Raw genomic sequence first — 20390 nt, 5'->3', positions numbered from 1 at the left:
GTTGTGTGTTTTTGGCCTGAAGACGAAGGAGTGTTGACTCATGCGTGACAAACCAGCGCGGGACACTTTGCCCACTCCCGCCGCGTTCATCAACGCACAGAGTGCGATTACCGGCCTGCGCGGCCGGGATCTGATTTCGACCCTGCGCAGCGTTGCCGCCCATGGCCTGCGCAACCCGGTGCACAGCGCCCGGCACGCCCTGAAACTGGGCGGGCAGCTGGGCCGTGTGCTGCTCGGTGAGACCCTGCACCCGACCAATCCACAGGACAGCCGTTTCGCCGACCCGGCCTGGAGCCTCAACCCGTTTTACCGTCGCAGCTTGCAGGCCTACCTGGCCTGGCAAAAGCAGGTCAAGAGCTGGATCGACGAGAGCAACATGACCCCGGACGATCGTGCCCGCGCGCATTTCGCCTTCGCCCTGCTCAACGATGCCGTGTCACCGTCCAACAGCCTGCTCAATCCACTGGCAATCAAGGAACTCTTCAACTCCGGCGGCAACAGCCTGGTGCGCGGGATCGGTCACCTGGTGGATGACTTGCTGCACAACGACGGCCTGCCCCGGCAAGTCACCAAACAGGCTTTCGAAGTCGGCAAGACTGTCGCCACCACCACCGGCGCCGTGGTGTTTCGCAACGAGTTGCTGGAACTGATCCAGTACAAGCCGATGAGCGAAAAGCAGTATTCCAAGCCGCTGCTGGTGGTTCCGCCGCAAATCAACAAGTACTACATTTTCGACCTGAGCCCGCACAACAGCTTTGTCCAGTTCGCCCTCAAGAACAGCCTGCAAACCTTCGTGATCAGCTGGCGCAACCCGGATGTGCGTCACCGCGAATGGGGCCTGTCGACCTACGTCGAGGCGGTTGAGGAAGCCATGAATGTGTGCCGGGCGATCACCGGTGCCCGCGAGGTCAACCTGATGGGCGCCTGCGCCGGCGGGCTGACCATTGCTGCGTTGCAAGGTCACTTGCAAGCCAAACGGCAACTGCGCCGGGTCTCCAGCGCGACGTATCTGGTGAGCCTGCTCGACAGTCAGCTGGATTCGCCAGCGACCCTCTTCGCCGACGAACAGACCCTGGAAGCCGCCAAGCGTCGTTCCTACCAGAAAGGCGTGCTCGACGGTCGCGACATGGCCAAGGTGTTCGCCTGGATGCGCCCCAACGACTTGATCTGGAGCTATTTCGTCAACAACTACCTGTTGGGCAAAGAACCCCCGGCGTTCGACATCCTCTACTGGAACAACGACAACACGCGCTTGCCGGCGGCCCTGCATGGCGACCTGCTGGATTTTTTCAAGCACAACCCGCTCACCCACCCGGGCGGCCTGGAAGTGTGTGGCACGCCGATCGACTTGCAGAAGGTCACCGTCGACAGCTTCAGCGTGGCCGGTATCAATGACCACATCACACCGTGGGACGCGGTGTATCGCTCGACGCTGCTGCTCGGGGGTGATCGCCGCTTCGTGCTGTCCAACAGCGGACACGTGCAGAGCATTCTCAACCCGCCGAACAACCCGAAAGCCAACTACGTCGAGAACGGCAAACTGAGCAGTGACCCACGGGCCTGGTACTACGATGCCAAGCACGTCGATGGCAGCTGGTGGACCCCGTGGCTGAGCTGGATTCAGGAACGTTCGGGGGCGCTAAAGGAAACCCAGATGGCCCTCGGCAACCAGAACTATCCACCCATGGAGGCGGCGCCCGGTACTTACGTGCGCGTGCGCTGACACTCAACGACCCACGGCCGCGACCGGCCGTGGCATCACCCGATCAATAAGAAGACTGGATGAAAACCCGCGACCGCATCCTCGAATGTGCCCTGCAGTTGTTCAATCAGAAGGGCGAACCAAACGTCTCCACCATGGAAGTTGCCAACGAAATGGGCATCAGCCCCGGCAACCTCTACTACCACTTCCACGGCAAGGAGCCGCTGATTCTCGGGTTGTTCGAACGCTTCCAGAATGAGCTGGCCCCGCTGCTCGACCCGCCATCGGACGTTGAACTGGCACCGGAAGATTACTGGCTGTTCCTGCACCTGATCGTCGAACGCCTGGCCCACTACCGGTTTCTGTTCCAGGACCTGTCGAACCTGGCCGGCCGCCTGCCGAAGCTGGCCAAGGGCATCCGTAACCTGCTCAATGCACTCAAGCGCACGCTGGCGTCGTTACTGGCGCGATTGAAAGCCCAGGGGCAATTGGTCAGCGACACCCAGGCGCTGGGGCAACTGGTGGAGCAGATCACCATGACGCTGCTGTTCTCGCTGGACTATCAACGGATTCTCGATCGCGAAGGTGAAGTGCGATTGGTGGTCTACCAGATCATGATGCTGGTGGCGCCTCATCTGCTGCCGCCGATCAAGGTGGCGACGGAGCGACTCGCGATGCAGTACCTGGAAGAGCACGATTAATGCTGATCACACCTATCCCTGTGGGAGCGAGCCTGCTCGCGATGGCGGTGTGTCAGTAGGCAATGTTTTTGAATGCGATGGCCTCATCGCGAGCAGGGCTCTCCCACATCAGGTTTGTGGTGCTTTCAAAATGCTGCAAAAAAAACGCCCGACCTTGGCAGGCCGGGCGTTTTCTTGAGCCCTGAAAAAATCAGGACTGACTGGTTGGCGTCGAAGGTGCCGGCGCGGCAGTCGGGGTTACAGCAGGGGTCGGCGCGGTCGCGGAGTTCGACGAACTGACCGGTGCTGCCGGCGTTGCGGCAGCCACTGCTGGTTTTGGTGCGGCAGCTTTTGGAGCGGCCGGTTTTTTCACCGCTGGCTTCTTCGCAGCGGCAGGTTTTGCTGCTGGTTTGGCCGCTGCGGTTTTCGCTGCAGGCTTGGCGGCGGCAGGCTTGGCAGCAGGTTTAGCGGCGGCTTTTGCGGCAACCGGTTTAGCCGCTGGTTTGGCTGCAGCGGGTTTGGCAGCGGCCGTTTTCGCCGCTGGCTTGGCAGCAGGTTTAGCCGCCGCTTTAGCCAGTGGCTTGGCAGCGGTTTTGGCGGCTGGTTTAGCCGCTGGTTTGGCGGCCGCGGTTTTCGCCGCGACAGGCGCAACCTTGGCACCGGTGAGCTTTTCGATCTGCTTGGTCAGGGTATCGACCTTGCTGTGCAGTGCCTTGACTTCGTTGCGGCTCGGTACGCCCAGGCGCGAAATAGCGCTGTTCAGACGCTTGTCGAAAGCGCCTTCCAGCTCGTCCCACTTGCCCAGTGCACGATCTTTCACGCCGCTGATGCGCGACTTGGCCGAAGAAGCGGAGTCCTTGGCGGCGTCGACAGTTTTGCCAACCGCGCTCTTGGTCAACTTCTCGGCTTTTTCGCCGTCCTTAACCAATGCATCGAAGAGTTTGCTGCCGTCAGTGTCGATCTTCGAGTACACGCCTAAACCCGCCAGCCAGATTTTTCGGGAGTAGTCTTCGACTTTCCCGATCCACGAGCTGCCTTCTTTTTCAGTATTCTTTTTGCCAGCCATCCCGTTCTCCTTAAGATTTACGCGCGACGCGTTCGAGCAATGCCGTCAGCTCATCGAGCTTGGCAGAGAGTGTCTCAACGTCATGTTTAGACGGAATGCCGATACGATTCAAGGCACTTGCGACACGCGTGTCGAACGCCTTCTCCACTTTGTCGAGTTGAACTTCGACCTTGCCTTTGAAAGTGCGCACTTCGCCTTTTGCTTCATCGATCTCGGCATTCGCCGCTTCAAGCTTTTCAGTGACCGCTTTTTTGCCTTTCTTTTCAACAGTTTGACCAGCCTTGATCAACTCTTGAAAGTAGTCGCTGCCCTCTTGGCCAACCTTGGTGTAGGCACCCAGGCCTGCCAGCCAGATCTTGCGGGCATAGGATTTGACGTCGCTCAGGGCGGTGGTCGATGCGTCGATTTTTTTCTTCAAAATAACTTTGGCCATGGTGCACCTCACGCGCAAAAGGTTTGAGGAACTGCCCGTGAAAGTGTCGGGCTCTGGCACAAAGTAGGGAGAAAAATTAGAAACGGCACCCTAACAACTGACATAAACAGCAAGCAGAGCAAACACGAAACCTGTGGGAGCGGGCTTGCCCGCGATGGCGGTGGGTCATCCAATAAAGATGCTGGATGTGCCGGCCTCATCGCGGGCAAGCCCGCTCCCACAGAGACTTCATTTCATGGAAAGCACCTGATCAGGCCAAAGCTTTATCCAGCGCCTTTTCGATTTCCGATTTGATCATGCCGCTCATGGCCGACATCATCAGGCCCAGTTCCACATCGACCTTGATCGAATCGTCACTGACATGCACCGCGCCTTTCACACCCGAGCGCTTGAGGTTCAAGGTGTCGCCAGACCACTGCGGCTCCAGGCCATATTGATCGGACAGTTTCTGCGCCAGCTTGTTGGCCTTCTCGCGAGCCGCTTCCTTACCCAGGCCGTGGGCACGCTCAACACTAATATGGGCCATCGAATGACTCCTGCTTTATGAATGCTTGTTCGGTGAATCTTGACCACTGATGCGGCAAAACGTCCCGAGGGTGATCCATCTTACCTTCAGCCTTGCCAAGACAAAGCATCCCTTGGGGATTAGAATGTCGCGCATTCTATTTTGGTGACAGCGATATGACTGATCAGCGCAAAGGCAGCGATGCCGAACCCACCACTCACTTCGGCTTCAAAAACGTTCCGGAAAGCCAGAAAGCGGAAAAAGTCGCTGAGGTTTTCCATTCGGTAGCCGCCAAGTACGACTTGATGAACGACCTCCTGTCGGGCGGCATGCACCGCCTGTGGAAGCGTTTTGCGATCGAATTGTCGGGTGTACGCACAGGCAATCGCGTGCTGGACATCGCCGGCGGTACCGGCGACCTGACCCGCAAGTTCTCGCACCTCGTCGGCCCGACCGGCCAGGTCGTGTTGGCCGACATCAATGAGTCCATGCTCAAGGTCGGTCGTGACCGCCTGCTGGACCTCGGTGTGGCCGGCAACGTCGAATTCGTCCAGGCCGACGCGGAAAAACTGCCGTTCCCGGACAACCACTTCGACTGCGTGACCATCGCCTTCGGCCTGCGCAACGTCACGCACAAGGAAGACGCCCTGCGCTCGATGCTCCGCGTACTCAAGCCAGGCGGCCGCCTGCTGGTGCTGGAGTTCTCCAAGCCGACCAACGCGCTGATGTCCAAAGCCTACGACGCCTACTCGTTCGCCTTCATGCCGCTGATGGGCAAGCTGATCACCAACGATTCGGAAAGCTATCGCTACCTGGCCGAATCGATCCGCATGCACCCGAATCAGGAAACCCTGAAGTCGATGATGGTCGAGGCCGGTTTCGACCGCGTGACCTATCACAACATGACCGCGGGCATCGTCGCCCTGCACCGCGGCATCAAGCCCTGATGCTGCTCGCCGGCCTGCTCGCCAGCGTTGAACTCGGTCTGAACCGGGTGCTGCGCCTCGACAGCACGGCGCTGCCGCGGCTGGCGCATTTGAGCGGCAGGGTGATTGCCGTCGATTGCCGCAGCCCGGCGTTTCAAGTGTTCATCCTGCCCAGCGACGAAGGCCTGATGCTGGCTTCCCAGTGGGAAACCGGTGCCGACTGCACCTTGCGGGCCCCGGCCTCGAGCCTGCTGAAACTGGCGATGAGCAAGGACAAGACGTCGGTGCTGCATGGGCCCGAGGTCGAGCTGGAGGGTGACAGCGGCGTGCTGCTGGAGCTGGCGGCCATCCTTCAGGACCTGGAGCTGGACTGGGAGTACGAACTCTCACGCTGGCTCGGCCCTGTCGCCACACAACTGGTCGGTGGTCACCTGCGCAGCCGCGCCCGCTGGTATCAGCAAGGGTTCGCCAGCCTGGGCCAGAACCTTGGCGAATACCTGGCCGAAGAATCGCGCACCCTCGTCGGTCAGCGCGAAGCCGAAGCCCGATTCAGTGAACTGGACCAGATCAAGCTCGATCTGGAACGTCTCGAGGCGCGTTTCGAGCGCCTTTCCCGATCCCTCGACCCAAGCGATAACGCATGAAGCTGCTTGCCGTCCGCCGTTTGTTGCGCATCCAGCGCGTCGTGATCCGCTACCGCCTCGATGACCTGCTGTTCGCCCTGCCACTGCCCTGGTTCCTGCGGGCGCTGCGCTACGCCCTGCCGTGGCGCTGGTTTCCGCGCAAGACGCTGGACCTGAGCCGGGGCGCGCGACTGCGCCTGGCGATGCAGGACCTGGGGCCGATTTTCATCAAGTTCGGACAGATCCTGTCCACCCGCCGCGACTTGCTGCCCGAAGACATCGCCGATGAGCTGATGAAGCTGCAGGACCGCGTCCCGCCGTTCGATTCGCAGCTGTCGGTCAAGCTGATCGAAGAGCAGCTGGGCAAGAAAATCAGCGAAGTCTTCAGCCGTTTCGACGTCGAACCGCTGGCCTCGGCCTCAGTGGCGCAGGTGCACGCCGCGCAACTGAAAACCGGCGAAGAAGTCGTGGTCAAAGTGATTCGTCCAGGGCTGAAACCGGTGATCGCCCAGGATCTGGCGTGGCTGTTCATCCTCGCCCGCGCCGCCGAAAAACTCTCGGCCGACGCACGCCTGCTGCACCCGGTGGACGTGGTCAGCGACTACGAAAAAACCATCTACGACGAACTCGACCTGCTGCGCGAAGCCGCCAACGCCAGCCAGCTGAAGCGCAACTTCGACGGTTCGCCGTTGCTGTACGTGCCGCAGGTCTATTGGGACTGGTGCCGGCCGAAAGTGCTGGTGATGGAGCGCATCTATGGCATCCAGGTCACCGATCTGGCGACCCTGGCCGACCAGCGCACCGACATGAAGATGCTGGCCGAACGCGGCGTGGAGATTTTCTTCACCCAGGTGTTCCGCGACAGCTTCTTCCACGCCGACATGCACCCCGGCAACATCTTCGTCAGCACCGTGAACCCATGGAGTCCGCAGTACATTGCGATCGACTGCGGCATCGTCGGCAGCCTGACCCCGCAAGACCAGGATTACCTGGCCCGCAACCTGTTCGCGTTCTTCAAGCGTGATTACCGTCGCGTGGCGCAATTGCACATCGATTCGGGTTGGGTGCCGGCGGAAACCAAGCTCAACGAATTCGAAGCGGCGATCCGTACCGTGTGCGAGCCGATTTTCGAAAAACCGTTAAAAGATATTTCATTCGGCCAGGTGCTGATGCGCCTGTTCCAGACCGCACGGCGCTTCAACATGGAAGTGCAGCCGCAACTCGTACTGCTGCAAAAAACCCTGCTGAACATCGAAGGCCTGGGCCGTCAGCTGTATCCGGACCTCGACCTGTGGAACACCGCCCAGCCGTTCCTGGAGCGCTGGATGCGCGAGCGGGTCAGCCCCAAAGCCTTGCTCGGCAATGTACAGAGCCAGTTCGAGCAGATCCCGCACCTGGCCAACATGGCCCGCGACCTGCTTGAACGCATGTCCCAGCCCCACGCCAACGACCCGCCACCACCGTGGCACCGGCGCCGGGACGACTGGTTCCTGCGCCTGCTCGGTACCGCGCACCTGGCCGGTGGCGCCCTTCTCGCCGCCGGTGGGCCGTTGAACCAGTTGGCGTATTGGCCGGCCGGCATCATGATGGCCGTCGGCTTGTATCTGGTCGTTCGTCGATAGCCGGATTGAGCTGCAAGCGATAAGCTTCAAGCTTCAAGCGATTCGTTAGCACGACGCAGATTGTTTTTTACTTGCAGCTTGCAGCTTAAAGCTCGCCGCTGCTCCGGGACGGAACATGAAAAACTGGCTGGACGAGATCAAATGGGACGCTGATGGCCTGGTGCCGGCGATTGCGCAGGATCACAAGACCGGGCGCGTCCTGATGATGGCCTGGATGAACCGTGAAGCACTGGCGTTGACCGCCGCCGAGAACCGCGCCATTTACTGGTCGCGCTCCCGTGGCAAGCTGTGGCGCAAGGGCGAAGAGTCCGGCCACGTGCAGACGCTGCACGAAATGCGTCTGGACTGCGACGCCGACGTGATCATCCTGATGGTCGAACAGATCGGCGACATTGCCTGCCATACCGGCCGCCAGAGCTGCTTCTATCGCGTCTTCGAGAACGGCGACTGGACAACCGTCGACCCGGTCCTGAAAGATCCCAATGCCATCTATTCCGCAGGACACAAACATGAGTGACACTCTGACCCGTCTGGCCGCTGTGCTGGAAGAGCGCAAAGGCGCCGCCGCCGATAGCTCGTATGTCGCCAGTCTGTACCACAAGGGCTTGAACAAGATTCTGGAAAAAGTCGGCGAAGAGTCGGTCGAAACCATCATTGCCGCCAAGGATGCCGCCATCAGCGGCGACTGCAGCGATGTGATCTATGAAACCGCCGATTTGTGGTTCCACAGCATGGTCATGCTCGCCCAATTGGGGCAGCATCCACAGGCTGTACTCGATGAACTGGACCGTCGCTTCGGTCTGTCCGGACACGCCGAGAAAGCCTCGCGCCCGTCCGCCTGAATAACGATTAGAGAGGAGCAGCAGCATGGGCATTTTTGACTGGAAACACTGGATCGTCATCCTGGTTGTCGTGGTACTGGTGTTCGGCACCAAGAAACTGAAAAACCTCGGCACCGACGTCGGCGAATCGATCAAAGGCTTCCGCAAAGCCATGAACGACGACGAAAAACCGGCCGATCCGACCGCGACGCCGGCCCAACCTGTTCCGCCCGCTCAACCACAGGCCTCTGTCAACCAGCCGCACACCATCGACGTGCAGGCGCAAAAAGTCGAAGAGCCGATCCGCAAAGACGTGTGAGCACTGACTAATGTTTGGTATCAGCTTCTCTGAACTGCTGCTCGTCGGCCTCGTCGCCCTGCTGGTGCTGGGCCCCGAGCGTCTGCCGGGCGCTGCGCGCACCGCTGGCCTGTGGGTCGGGCGCCTGAAGCGCAGCTTCAACGCGATCAAACAGGAAGTTGAACGTGAAATCGGTGCCGACGAAATTCGTCGGCAACTGCACAACGAGCATATCCTGTCGCTTGAGCAGGAGGCGCGGAAGATCTTCACGCCGACCCAGCAGGAGCCAACGCCGGTGGAGCATGTGGGCGAGCAGTCGATCCACACACCCTCGGCACCCACGCCAACGCCCGTTGTCGCGACAACCGAAGCGGCGCCCGTTGTGGCGGCACCTGCGGTTGAACCCGCTGCTCCAGCCGCCGCGCCTGTCGCGCCGGCTCCTCATGACCCCACACTGCCGCCGCGAGCCCCATGAGCGATCTTCCTGAAAACGACCAGCACATGCCGCTGGTTTCGCACCTCACCGAGTTGCGTACCCGCCTGCTGCGCTGCGTAGCGGCGATCTTCATCATCTTCGCCGGGTTGTTCGCCTTCACCCAGCAGATCTATACCTTCGTCTCGACGCCGCTGCGCGCCTATTTGCCAGCAGGCGCGACGATGATCGCCACCGATGTGTCGTCGCCGTTCCTGACGCCGCTGAAACTGACGATGATGGTGTCACTGTTCCTGGCGATCCCGGTGATCCTGCACCAGATATGGGGCTTCATCGCGCCGGGCCTGTACAAGCACGAGAAGCGCATCGCCGTGCCCTTGCTGATCTCCAGCATCATGCTGTTCTACACCGGCATGGCGTTCGCCTATTACCTGGTGTTCCCGCTGATCTTCAAATTCTTCGCCGCCGCCACGCCGGCCGGCGTGGAAATGATGACCGACATCACCAGCTACCTCGACTTCGTCATGACGCTGTTCTTCGCCTTCGGTGTCGCGTTCGAGATTCCGGTGGCCGTGGTGCTGCTGGTCTGGATCGGCGTGGTCGACGTCAAATACCTGAAGAAAATCCGCCCGTACGTGATCATCGGCTGCTTCGTGGTCGGCATGATCCTGACGCCGCCGGACATCTTCTCGCAGACCCTGCTGGCCGTACCGATGTGGCTGCTGTTCGAGATCGGCATCCTGTTTGGCAGCCTGGTCAGCAAGCGCGGCGAACATCCGGACGATCAGCCGGCTGACGATCACAACGACCAGCCGCCAGCGACCCAAGCGTGAACCTCCTGCTCCTTGAATCGGCCGACTTCATCGCGGCCGACCGGGTGATCTTGCGTGATCGCCGGTTGACCCACATGCAGGAAGTCCACCGCTGCGAAGTCGGCGACAGCATGCGTGTCGGGCGTATCGACGGGCTGATGGGTTCGGCCGAGGTGCTGCGCCTGGATGCCGATGAAGCGGAATTGCGCGTCACCCTCGACCAGCCACCGCCGGCCAAGCTGCCATTGACCCTGGTGCTGGCCCTGCCACGGCCCAAGATGCTGCGCAGGGTGTTCCAGACCGTGGCAGCCATGGGTGTGCCACGAATCGTGCTGGTCAACAGCTATCGCGTCGAGAAGAGCTTCTGGCAGACCCCGTTCCTGGAGCCTGAAGCGATTCGCGAGCAGTTGATCCTCGGCCTCGAACAGGCCCGGGACAGCGTGCTGCCGCAAGTCGTCATCGAGAAACGCTTCAAGCCGTTCGTCGAAGATCGCCTGCCGGCCATCGTCGAAGGCACCCTTGGCCTCGTCGGCCATCCGGGCAATTACCCGCCCTGCCCGCGCGCGCTGAGCGAACCGGTGACCCTGGCCATCGGTCCGGAGGGTGGCTGGATTCCTTACGAAATCGACTTGTTCGGCAAAGCCGGTTTGCAGCCGGTGCAATTGGGCGAGCGCATCCTGCGGGTTGAGACCGCCGTCACCGCCCTGCTGGCACGACTCTTCTAAACCAGACACTTCCCCCCTGAGCAGGCTCGCCCACAGGCCTTTCATCTGCCACCCGTCTGGCGACGCCTACAGAACCCGGCTCGCCCGCCGATATACCCTCAAAATCAATATGTTGTTTGAGGGAGTTGCAGCATGTACCCATGGTTGGCCGATAAGCTGGGAAACGTAGGCGTTAATCGCAAATTGGGCATTGGCTTCGGTCTTGTCTTGATGCTGACGCTGCTGACCACTGTCACCGGCTGGACCGGCCTGAGCGACGTGACGAGCCGCGGCGATAAGCTGGCATTCATTTCCGAAATCAACGACCTGACCAAAGACCTGCGCGTTGCGCGCCTTAACTATGAAATGCAGCATGGCGAACAAGGCACGGGCGCCGTCAACGAGCAGTTGGTCAAGCTCGACACCAGCCTGCAATCCGCCCGCAAGATGATCGATCAGCCTGCCGACGCGGCCATGATCGAACAGCAACTGGCCGCCGTCGGCCAGTACAAGCAAGCCTTCGCCGCCATGATCCAGGCCGGTACCAGTCGTGAAGACGCCCGCAGCAAACTCGGCGCCACGGCAGACAACGCGGCGGCTCGCGTGGCCGAAGTGGAAAAATCGATGCTGCAGGGCGACAGCCTCAGCGCCTTCAACAGCGTGATCAACCTGAGCAAACTGCTTCAGCAAGCACGCTTCCAGGTTCGCGGCTACACCTACAGCGGCAAGACCGAGGCCGAGCAGCCCGCACTGGATGCCATTGACAACACGCTGAAGTACCTCGAAAACCTGCCATCCACACTGCCGGAACAACACACCGCCAATCTGCAGCAGGCCGCCGAATCCCTCAAAGCCTACCGCGCGGCGGTCAGCCAGTTCCGTGATGCCCAGGTCGCCAGCGTCGACGCGCTCCAACGCATGGCGGCGCAAGGTCAGATCCTGATCGACGTCAGCAAGAAGCTCACGATTTCGCAAACGATCGTGCGTGACACCGATGTCGCCCACGCCAAGAACACGTTGCTGTTGGCCACCGCCCTGGCGCTCGCCTTTGGCCTGTTTGCCGCGTGGTCGATCACCCGGCAGATCGTGATCCCGCTGGGTCAGACCCTCAAAGTGGCCGAGCGCATCGCTGCCGGCGACCTGACTCACAACCTGACCTCCAAACGCCAGGACGAATTGGGCCAGTTGCAACGCGCCATGCAGAGCATGACCCAAGGCCTGCGCGAACTGATCGGCGGCATCAGCGATGGCGTGACGCAAATCGCCAGCGCCGCCGAAGAGCTGTCCGCCGTCACCGAGCAGACCAGCGCCGGGGTCAATAGCCAGAAGGTCGAGACCGATCAGGTGGCGACCGCCATGAATGAAATGACCGCCACGGTGCAGGAAGTCGCGCGCAACGCCGAAGAAGCCTCCGAGGCCGCCGTTGCCGCCGACCAGCAGGCCCGTGAAGGCGACAAGGTGGTGGCTGAAGCGATCGCACAGATCGAGCGCCTGGCCCTGGAAGTGGGTCATTCCACCGAGGCCATGGGCGAGCTCAAGCGTGAAAGCGACAAGATCGGCAGTGTGCTCGACGTAATCAAATCCGTAGCCCAGCAAACCAACCTGCTGGCGCTCAACGCGGCGATCGAAGCGGCGCGCGCGGGTGAGGCCGGACGAGGTTTTGCCGTGGTCGCCGACGAAGTCCGCAGCCTGGCGCAGCGCACCCAGAAGTCCACCGAAGAGATCGAAGAGCTGATCGTCGGCCTGCAAAACGGCACCCAACAAGTATCGACCATCATGGACAACAGCCGCAGCCTGACCGACAGCAGCGTCGAACTGACCCGCCGCGCCGGTGGCTCACTGGAAAGCATCACCCGCACCGTGTCGGCGATCCAGGCGATGAACCAGCAGATTGCCGCCGCTGCCGAGCAACAAAGCGCCGTGGCGGAAGAGATCAACCGCAGCGTGCTGAACGTGAGGGATGTGTCGGATCAGACGTCAGCGGCGAGCGAAGAAACGGCGGCGTCCAGCGCTGAGCTGGCGCGGCTGGGGACTCATCTGCAGATGCTGGTGGGGCGGTTCAGGGTTTGAGGTGATTCATTTGCCTCGGCTCGCTTAGAACCGAGGTGATGCAATCGCCAGCAGGCTGGCTCCCACAGTGGATTTTTGGTGTCCACACCAAACCCTGTGGGAGCTAGCCTGCTAGCGATTAGCGGCCCCCCAGGCCGTTGCTTTTAAAGGACCTGCCGCAAAAACGCCTGCGCCCGCGGATCCTTCGGTGCATCGAAGAACTCCGCCGGTGAGGCGTCTTCCAGCAATTTGCCGTGATCGAAGAACAGCACCCGGTCCGCCACTTCCCGGGCGAAACCCATTTCGTGGGTGACGCAAACCATGGTCATGCCTTCCACGGCCAGGTTTTTCATCACGTCCAGCACTTCACCGACCATCTCCGGGTCCAGCGCCGACGTCGGCTCGTCGAACAGCATGACCTTCGGCTCCATCGCCAGCGCCCGGGCAATCGCCACGCGCTGCTGCTGGCCGCCGGACAGGCGCGAGGGGAACTCATTGGCCTTCTGCGCAATACCGACCTTTTCCAGCAATGCCATGGCCTTGGCCTCGCGCTCTTTCTTGCCACGCTTGCGCACGACCTTCTGCGCCAGACAGAGGTTTTCCAGCACGGTCATGTGTGGGAACAGGTTGAAATGCTGAAACACCATGCCGACTTCGCGACGATAGGCATTCACATCGGTTTTCGGGTCGGCCAGTTGCAAACCGTCAATGCTCACCGAACCCGAATCGAATTCTTCCAGGCCATTGAGGCAGCGCAGAAAGGTCGACTTGCCGGAACCGGAGGGGCCGATCACCACTAACACTTCGCCCTTGGCGACGGTTGTGCTGACGTTATCCACCGCGCGCACCACCTGGCCACGGGTGTCGAAGACTTTTACCAGATCGCGGACTTCAATCACTTTGCGCGAGCCTCCGCTCAAGCCGGCTGGCGATTTTCGACAGCGGCAGGTTGATCAACAGGTACAGGCCGGCGACGCAGAACAGGATTTCGAACGGCGAAAACGAGGTGGTGATGACTTCGCGACCGCTTTTCAGCAGCTCGGTAATCGCGATCACCGAGACCAGCGAAGTGTCCTTGACCAGGCTGATGAACTGCCCGGCCAGGGGTGGCAGCACGCGTTTGAACGCTTGCGGCAACACCACGTGACGCATCGACTGGCCGGCACTCAAGCCCAGCGAACGCGCGGCTTCGTTCTGGCCACGGGCGATCGACTGCACGCCGGAACGGATGATTTCCGCCACATAGGCACCCGTGAACAGCGACAGCGCGGCGATCCCGGCGAACTCCCGGGACAGGTTCATCACCGTACCGATGAAGAAGTAGAAAATGAAAATCTGTACCAGCAACGGCGTACCGCGCACCAGTTCGACGTAAAGGGTCGAGAGGTCGCGCAGGGTCGGGTTGTTCGACAGCCGGCACAGACCGGTGGCGAGACCGATCAGCAAACCGAGCACGCCGGACACCACCGACAGCCACAAGGTGGTCCAGAGGCCCCACAGCAACGGTCCTGCGGCCCAATGACGGGTCACGCCGATGACATCGCCTTCGGCCACATCATCGCCCTGGGCGACTTGCAGGCTGCTGTCATCGACGATCAGGCGTTGCTCGTCGCCCGCATCGTTGCGCAGGGTCACTTCAGCCTTGTCGCCCTTGCGCACCAGTTCGCTGACGGTGGAGAGGTCGGCGGCGCGCTGGGACTCTTCGGCGTGGTAGGCAAAGTATTGCGGAACGCGGTTCCAGCGCCATTCGTAGGACATCAGCGAGGTGGCGTAATACAACGCACCAGCCAGGCCGATCAGCACCAGCACGGTCAATGCGTGCCAGGGCCATTGGGCTTTTTTCTGTTTCATCTATTTTGCAAGTTCCGAATTCTGTATCGCATGGCAGGCCGCAATCGCGAGCAAGCTCGCTCCCACAGGGGCTGTGCCGGGCACAAAACCTGGGCTCAACCGGATCAACCGAGGGAGCGAGCTTGCTCGCGATTGCAGCGACGCGGTCTACGTGACCGAGTGTTACTCCATGTCCTTGAGCCACTCGGTGCTCTTGAACCACTTGTCATGGATACGATCGTAGGTGCCGTCTTCGTGGATCTGGTGCAGGAAGTTGTTGATGAAGTTGATGCTGTCGTAGTCACCCTTCTTCAGACCAAACGCCAGGGGCTCGTAGGTGAACGGCTTGTCGAGGAACACCAGTTTGCCGTTGCCGACCTTGTTCACCGCGACCACGTTGTAAGGCGCGTCGTAGATGAAGGCATCCGCCTTGCCGTTGACCACGTCGAGCACGGCTTCCTGCTCGTTGTCGTAGCCATGGTATTTGGCTTTGGCGATCAACTTTTTGGCGACCAACTCGCCCGTCGTGCCGAGTTTGGAAGTGATGCGGTAGTCGGCGGCGTTCAGGTCTTTGTAGGACTTGATGGTGCCCTCCAGCTCCTTGCGGATCAGCAACGTCTGGCCGACCACGATGAAGGGTTCGCTGAAGTTCAGGCGCAGGTTACGTTCCTGGGTCAGGGTCATGCCGCTGCCGATCATGTCGAACTTGTCGGTAAGCAGGGCCGGGATGATGCCGTCGTAACCGGTGGACACCAGCTCCAGCTTGACGCCCATCGCCTTGGACATGGCTTTGAGGAGGTCGACTTCAAAACCGATGATCTCGCCACGCTTGTTGGTCATTTCGAATGGCATGTAGGTCGGGTCCATGCCGACTTTCAAGGTGCCGCGTTTGACCGCGTCATCGATGGCACCGGCCTGTGCCGCGTTGACTGCAACCAATGCCGTGACGCCGACCAGCAGCATCGACAGATACTTCTTCATCTTCAAGCCCCCAAAACCATTGCATTTGCGGCGCCAAATCGACAGTTTTCTAATAAAAACAGACAGATACGGACACAAAACGGTCCGGGCGCACCCATTCGGGGACGGATGCTAACGCACTCACTCGATTGCACAAGGGTTTAGGCAGGATTTGTTGCCTGATGCTGGTGGCCCCATCACTGGCGAACGATCATAAAAAAACCCGCTTTCGCGGGTTTTTTCATCAGGCCAACTGTGGCTGAACGCTCACGGGCTTGAGCGGCAGCAGCGGTGCATGGGGGTCGGCCATGACCGACTTGCGCCACGCGCCCAGCCACTCCTGGTGACCTTCGCTCCAGACCTGCTCATGCAGGCGAGCCAATGCCACCGGGTCGCTCAACAGTTGCACGCGCTCATTGTTGGTCAGCCCTTCAGGCCCGACTTTCATCGCATGCCGTACGCGCTCGACGCGCAGCCACTCGATCGGTTCCGCCTCACGGTGACGGGAGGTCGCCAGCGAGCACGCCAGGGCGTTCTGCTGAGGATCGACCACCGCACGGATGAAGCCGTCGTTCAGTGCATGCCAGCGGTTTTCGTGGGTGTACTGGTCAGTGGCCAGCAACGCCTGCGGCGGATTGTATTCCTCGGGGATCAGGAACAGGCTCTCGTCACGGGACTTGAGGCCCAGGCCGACACGGCTGGAAATCACCGATACCGGGATCGACAGCATCAACGAACCGACAATCGGCACCAGCCACCAGAGGAAGCTCGGGTTCAGCCAGATCACCAGCAAGGCCCAGAAGAAGCCGAGCACGGTTTGCGGACCGTGGCGTTTTACCGCTTCGCTCCATGGCGTGGAGTCGTCGTCACGCTGCGGCGAGTTCCAGGTCGCGGCCCAGCCGAGGAACGCGGCTAGGACGAAACGGGTGTGGAAAATCATCCGCACCGGCGCCAGCAGCATGGAGAACAGCATCTCCAGCAACATGGACAGGGTCACCTTGAACTTGCCACCGAACTCTTTCGCGCCCTTGGCCCAGATCAGGATGATGCTCAACAGTTTCGGCAGGAACAGCAGCACGATGGTGGTCGAGAACAGCGCAATGGCCTTGTCCGGGTGCCATTGTGGCCACAGCGGATAGAGCTGGCGCGGTTCGAGGAAGTACTGCGGCTCCATCAACGTGTTGACCGCCAGCAGCGCGGTCGACAGCACGAGGAAGAAGAACCACAACGGCGCCGACAGGTAAGACATCACACCGGTGAGGAACACCGCGCGGTGTACCGGGTGCATGCCTTTTACCAGGAACAGGCGGAAGTTCATCAGGTTGCCGTGGCACCAGCGACGGTCACGCTTGAGTTCGTCCAGCAGGTTCGGCGGCAATTCTTCGTAGCTGCCCGGCAGGTCGTAGGCAATCCACACGCCCCAGCCGGCACGGCGCATCAGCGCGGCTTCAACGAAGTCGTGGGACAGAATCGCACCGGAAAACGCGCCTTTACCGGGCAACGGCGCCAAGGCGCAGTGGTCGATAAACGGCTTCATGCGAATGATCGCGTTGTGGCCCCAGTAGTGGGATTCGCCCAACTGCCAGAAGTGCAAGCCGGCGGTGAACAGCGGGCCGTACACACGGGTGGCGAACTGCTGCATGCGCGCATACAGGGTGTCCATGCCCGACGCACGCGGCGCGGTCTGGATGATCCCGGCGTCCGGCGTGGCTTCCATCAAGCGCACCAGACTGGTCAGGCACTCACCGCTCATCACCGAGTCGGCGTCGAGTACGACCATGTATTTGTAGTCACCGCCCCAACGACGGCAGAAGTCGTCGAGGTTACCGCTCTTGCGCTTGACGCGACGACGACGGCGGCGATAGAAGATCTTGCCGAAGCCACCGGCCTCACGGCAGACGTCCAGCCAGGCCTGTTGCTCGGCAACGCAGATGTCGGCGTCGTTACTGTCGCTCAGGACGAAGAAGTCGAAGCGATCCAGGTCACCCGTGGCCGCGACCGACTCGAAGGTCGCGCGCAGACCGGCAAATACCCGAGGCACGTCTTCGTTGCAGATCGGCATCACCAGTGCAGTGCGCGCGTCTTTCGGAATCGGCTCATTGCCGGCGCTGGCGCCGGAAATGCGGTACTTGTCGTGACCGGTGAGCAACTCCAGGAAGCCCATCAGTGCCGTCCAGAAACCGGCGGAAACCCAGCAGAACAGAATCCCGAACAGGATCAGGATGCTGGTCTGCAACGCATACGGCAGCACTTGCGTGGCGGTTTGCAGCAGCGGTTGGTGCAGGACTTCTTCGAGGTCGACGAACGACCAGCCCTGGTACGGCATGATGCCTTTCATGTACCAGCCAGCCACGATGGTCTGGCCCAGCATCAGCAGCAACAGAATGTAGCGACGGATCGAACCCACGGTGCGCCAGCGCGCAGCCGGCAGCACACGCTCATCTTTTGGCGGCGCTGGTGGATTGGTGCGGCCGGTCAACCGGCGCCAGCCACGCACCAGGATATTGGTGCGCCATGGCTCCGGCACGACTTTGGTCCGACGGATCGGCGGGGTCGCCTTGAGGCAGACCCGACCGTTGGCGTCGAGCACCAGCATTTCGGCGTCCTGCAACTCTTCGGCGGTACTCAGGGTCAGGCGCTTGCCGACCGAGGCCTGGGCGGCATCGGTCGGGGCGTCGAAAGTCGAGGACGACAGACGTTCGTGCAGTTCGCTGAAGGACTGGCAGCCCGCGAGTTCCGCGCGCTGCTGGTCGGTCATCGGCAGGTGCGCCAGGTACTCGGACAGAGTCTCTGGCTGTACGTGTGAATTACTCATCGGCAGGCAACTGATAGCTCCAGGTCTCGGTCAGGACTTCTTCAGTCGATGCCGATTCCGGTGTGGCTGGGGCCGCATCGGCAGCGACAGGCTGCTTGGCGTCTTTATTGGCCTTGTCCTTGGCTTCTGCAACCGGCTTGGCGTCACCCTGTTTGGCCTCGGTCTGCTTGGCTTCCTTGTCCGCTTTCTCCTGTTGTTTGGCGGCGACCTTGTCGGCCTTGGCCACGGAGGAGCTGGAGGCCGGAATCGAAGTCTTGGCCAGGTCGGCAGGCGTGACGTTCTGAACCAGCGCCGCACGCATCTCGGTGGACTTGCTCGGGTCCTTGATCTTCATGCGCAGGGTCAGGCGCCAGCCCTTGGTTTCAGGGTTGTAGCGCACGCTGTTTTCCACCAGCTCGGCGTTGTCGCCAACGCTCACCTGGCTGCGAACGTCCGTATTCTCTGGCAGTGCCGCCAGGGACGGGCCTTCGAAGTCCACCAGATAGGCGACGCTACCGTCCGGCTGACGAATCAGGTTGGACTGTTTCACGTCACCGGTGGAGCGCAGGGTCTGCTTGACCCAGGCGCTGTCCGGAGCGTGGATGGACGCTTCGTCCATGGTCCAGTGCATACGATAGGCGACATCGAGCGGCTGGCCTGGTTCCGGCAGTTTTTCCGGGCTCCAGAAAGCCACGATATTGTCGTTGGTTTCGTCGGCGGTCGGAATCTCTACCAGATCGACGGAGCCCTTGCCCCAATCGCCTTTCGGTTCGATCCAGGCACTTGGGCGCTTGTCGTAGCGGTCGTCGAGATCTTCATAGTGGCTGAAGTCACGACCACGTTGCAGCAGCCCGAAACCGCGCGGGTTTTCGACCGAGAAGTTGCTCACGGCCAGGTGTTTAGGGTTGTTCAGCGGACGCCAGATCCACTCGCCGTTACCGGCGTGGATCGACAGACCGCTGGAATCATGCAGTTCGCGACGATAGTTCAGCACTTTCGACGGCTGGTTGGCCCCGAACAGGTACATGCTGGTCAGCGGCGCAACGCCAAGCTTGGTGACTTTGTCACGCAGGAACATCTGCGCCTTGACGTCGACGATGGTGTCGCTGCCCGGACGCAGGATCAGGCGATAGGCACCGGTCGCCCGTGGCGAGTCCAGCAACGCGAAGATCACCAGGTGCTTGTCGCCCGGTTTGGGCTGTTGAATCCAGAATTCGCGAAAACGCGGGAATTCTTCACCGGACGGCAGCGCGGTATCGATCGCCATGCCGCGAGCGGACAAGCCATAGACGTGGCCCTTGCCGACAACGCGGAAATAACTCGCGCCGAGCATGGTCATGATTTCGTCTTGCTTGTCAGCCTTGTTGACCGGGTACAGCACACGGAATCCGGCGTAGCCCAGTTGTTCGGTGGCCTTTGGATCGAATTTCACGTCGCCGAAGTCGAAGCGACTTGGGTCGTATTTGATCTCTTCGACGTTGTTCGCCGTGATTTCGTTGATTTTCACCGGCGTATCGAAGTGCATGCCCTGGTGATAGAACGACAGCTTGAACGGGGTTTTCTGGTCCGCCCATTCGGCTTTTTCCGTCAGAAAACGAATTTTCTGATAGTCCGCGAATTTCATCTCGCGGAATTCGTTCGGCAGGTTACTGCGCGGCGCTTCGTATTTTTGCCCGGCCAGTTCTTTTGCCTTGGCCGAGACATCATCCAGATTGAAAGCCCAAAGCTGGCCGGCGCTGAGCAAGGTGAGCAGAGCAGAGCCCGCTACCAGAGCGCTACGAAACCGTTTGGCAGACAATTTTGGTGCGTTACAGGGACTAACAATCACGAGCAACCCTCGCCGAAAACAGATCAAAAAACCAACGGCCAGTTAAAGGGTATGTACGGAATCCGGTACGAAAAAACCGGCCTTACAGACCACTCTTGCCAAGTTGGCGAGCATTGTTCCGACTCCGATGGGGCTAAATGATTCCCCAAACGGTTCAGGACAAGTCTCTACCTAAGTCAAAATGGACCAACGAACGCTGATCCCCGTAGCGCGCGATTATCTAGTAGCCCGCGTTACAACGCATCAGGGGTAACAAAGTATTTATCGGGAAAAACCCCTGTTTTCAGTCGAAAACGGCGCGAAA

Annotated in this window: 20 protein-coding genes and 1 pseudogene; 13 read left to right on the top strand and 8 right to left on the bottom strand. The window is 60.6% G+C overall.

Annotated features, from left to right (window positions below; translation table 11 throughout):
* The first annotated feature begins 40 nt into the window (after positions 1–40).
* Together phaC and ACX3YD_RS17910 are read left to right on the top strand one after the other, a co-directional pair.
* Positions 41–1723 (top strand): class II poly(R)-hydroxyalkanoic acid synthase, encoded by a 1683-nt coding sequence (gene phaC, locus ACX3YD_RS17915; RefSeq protein ID WP_103404466.1) that lies wholly within the window; start codon positions 41–43, stop codon positions 1721–1723.
* Between the two features lie 59 nt (positions 1724–1782).
* Complete coding sequence (locus ACX3YD_RS17910; RefSeq protein WP_103404465.1) at positions 1783–2403, top strand: TetR/AcrR family transcriptional regulator; 621 nt, start codon at positions 1783–1785, stop codon at positions 2401–2403.
* A gap of 190 nt (positions 2404–2593) precedes the next feature.
* On the opposite strand, the gene ACX3YD_RS17905 is transcribed toward ACX3YD_RS17910, so the two are convergent.
* From ACX3YD_RS17905 to ACX3YD_RS17895, 3 genes are all read right to left on the bottom strand, one after another.
* A complete protein-coding gene (locus ACX3YD_RS17905) occupies positions 2594–3448 on the bottom strand; it encodes a phasin family protein (RefSeq protein WP_103404464.1) in 855 nt (284 codons plus the stop codon).
* A gap of 10 nt (positions 3449–3458) precedes the next feature.
* The gene (locus tag ACX3YD_RS17900; protein WP_047536435.1) at positions 3459–3881 is read right to left on the bottom strand and encodes a phasin family protein; all 423 of its coding nucleotides are present in this window, start codon (positions 3879–3881) and stop codon (positions 3459–3461) included.
* Positions 3882–4131: 250 nt separating this feature from the next.
* Entirely contained in the window at positions 4132–4407 is a 276-nt protein-coding gene (locus ACX3YD_RS17895; protein WP_047536433.1) for a polyhydroxyalkanoic acid system family protein, read from the bottom strand.
* 155 nt (positions 4408–4562) lie between these two features.
* Between ACX3YD_RS17895 and ubiE the strand changes: the two genes are divergently transcribed.
* From ubiE to ACX3YD_RS17840, 11 genes and pseudogenes are all read left to right on the top strand, one after another.
* The gene (gene ubiE, locus ACX3YD_RS17890; RefSeq protein ID WP_007989286.1) at positions 4563–5333 is read left to right on the top strand and encodes a bifunctional demethylmenaquinone methyltransferase/2-methoxy-6-polyprenyl-1,4-benzoquinol methylase UbiE; all 771 of its coding nucleotides are present in this window, start codon (positions 4563–4565) and stop codon (positions 5331–5333) included.
* A complete protein-coding gene (locus tag ACX3YD_RS17885; RefSeq protein WP_047536431.1) occupies positions 5333–5956 on the top strand; it encodes a ubiquinone biosynthesis accessory factor UbiJ in 624 nt (207 codons plus the stop codon). The genes ubiE and ACX3YD_RS17885 overlap by 1 nt, the downstream gene beginning before the upstream one ends.
* Positions 5953–7557, top strand: a complete 1605-nt coding sequence (ubiB, locus tag ACX3YD_RS17880) for a ubiquinone biosynthesis regulatory protein kinase UbiB (protein WP_103404463.1) — start codon at positions 5953–5955, stop codon at positions 7555–7557. Before ACX3YD_RS17885 ends, ubiB begins: the two co-directional genes overlap by 4 nt.
* A gap of 115 nt (positions 7558–7672) precedes the next feature.
* Positions 7673–8074, top strand: a complete 402-nt coding sequence (gene hisI / locus ACX3YD_RS17875; RefSeq protein WP_103404462.1) for a phosphoribosyl-AMP cyclohydrolase — start codon at positions 7673–7675, stop codon at positions 8072–8074.
* Positions 8067–8399, top strand: coding sequence for a phosphoribosyl-ATP diphosphatase (locus ACX3YD_RS17870; protein ID WP_027922119.1), 333 nt, complete (start codon positions 8067–8069; stop codon positions 8397–8399). The genes hisI and ACX3YD_RS17870 overlap by 8 nt, the downstream gene beginning before the upstream one ends.
* Before the next feature lie 25 nt (positions 8400–8424).
* The gene (locus ACX3YD_RS17865; RefSeq protein ID WP_103404461.1) at positions 8425–8697 is read left to right on the top strand and encodes a twin-arginine translocase TatA/TatE family subunit; all 273 of its coding nucleotides are present in this window, start codon (positions 8425–8427) and stop codon (positions 8695–8697) included.
* A 10-nt stretch (positions 8698–8707) separates the two neighbouring features.
* A complete protein-coding gene (tatB, locus tag ACX3YD_RS17860; protein WP_103404460.1) occupies positions 8708–9151 on the top strand; it encodes a Sec-independent protein translocase protein TatB in 444 nt (147 codons plus the stop codon).
* Entirely contained in the window at positions 9148–9942 is a 795-nt protein-coding gene (tatC, locus tag ACX3YD_RS17855) for a twin-arginine translocase subunit TatC (RefSeq protein WP_103404459.1), read from the top strand. Before tatB ends, tatC begins: the two co-directional genes overlap by 4 nt.
* Positions 9939–10646, top strand: coding sequence for a 16S rRNA (uracil(1498)-N(3))-methyltransferase (locus ACX3YD_RS17850; protein WP_288100953.1), 708 nt, complete (start codon positions 9939–9941; stop codon positions 10644–10646). The genes tatC and ACX3YD_RS17850 overlap by 4 nt, the downstream gene beginning before the upstream one ends.
* Before the next feature lie 132 nt (positions 10647–10778).
* Positions 10779–11840: pseudogene (locus tag ACX3YD_RS17845) on the top strand (methyl-accepting chemotaxis protein); the annotation flags it as partial.
* Entirely contained in the window at positions 11823–12695 is an 873-nt protein-coding gene (locus ACX3YD_RS17840) for a methyl-accepting chemotaxis protein (RefSeq protein WP_458962057.1), read from the top strand. The pseudogene ACX3YD_RS17845 and the gene ACX3YD_RS17840, both read left to right, overlap by 18 nt.
* A gap of 143 nt (positions 12696–12838) precedes the next feature.
* Here the strand turns inward: ACX3YD_RS17840 and ACX3YD_RS17835 are convergent, their stop codons facing one another.
* From ACX3YD_RS17835 to ACX3YD_RS17815, 5 genes are all read right to left on the bottom strand, one after another.
* Entirely contained in the window at positions 12839–13573 is a 735-nt protein-coding gene (locus ACX3YD_RS17835) for an amino acid ABC transporter ATP-binding protein (RefSeq protein ID WP_103404456.1), read from the bottom strand.
* Positions 13566–14525 (bottom strand): amino acid ABC transporter permease, encoded by a 960-nt coding sequence (locus ACX3YD_RS17830; protein ID WP_458960638.1) that lies wholly within the window; start codon positions 14523–14525, stop codon positions 13566–13568. The genes ACX3YD_RS17835 and ACX3YD_RS17830 overlap by 8 nt, the downstream gene beginning before the upstream one ends.
* Positions 14526–14687: 162 nt before the next feature.
* Entirely contained in the window at positions 14688–15485 is a 798-nt protein-coding gene (locus ACX3YD_RS17825) for a transporter substrate-binding domain-containing protein (protein ID WP_103404454.1), read from the bottom strand.
* Positions 15486–15708: 223 nt separating this feature from the next.
* A complete protein-coding gene (gene mdoH, locus ACX3YD_RS17820) occupies positions 15709–18279 on the bottom strand; it encodes a glucans biosynthesis glucosyltransferase MdoH (protein ID WP_458960637.1) in 2571 nt (856 codons plus the stop codon).
* Positions 18272–20086: a glucan biosynthesis protein G gene (locus ACX3YD_RS17815; protein WP_103404524.1), complete on the bottom strand. Its 1815-nt coding sequence runs from the start codon at positions 20084–20086 to the stop codon at positions 18272–18274. Before ACX3YD_RS17815 ends, mdoH begins: the two co-directional genes overlap by 8 nt.
* Positions 20087–20390 lie beyond the last annotated feature (304 nt).

This window comes from Pseudomonas fluorescens group sp. PF-1 (assembly GCF_054481335.1).
Note: the sequence above shows the minus strand (reverse complement) of the source record. Positions and strands in the feature narration are given on the sequence as shown.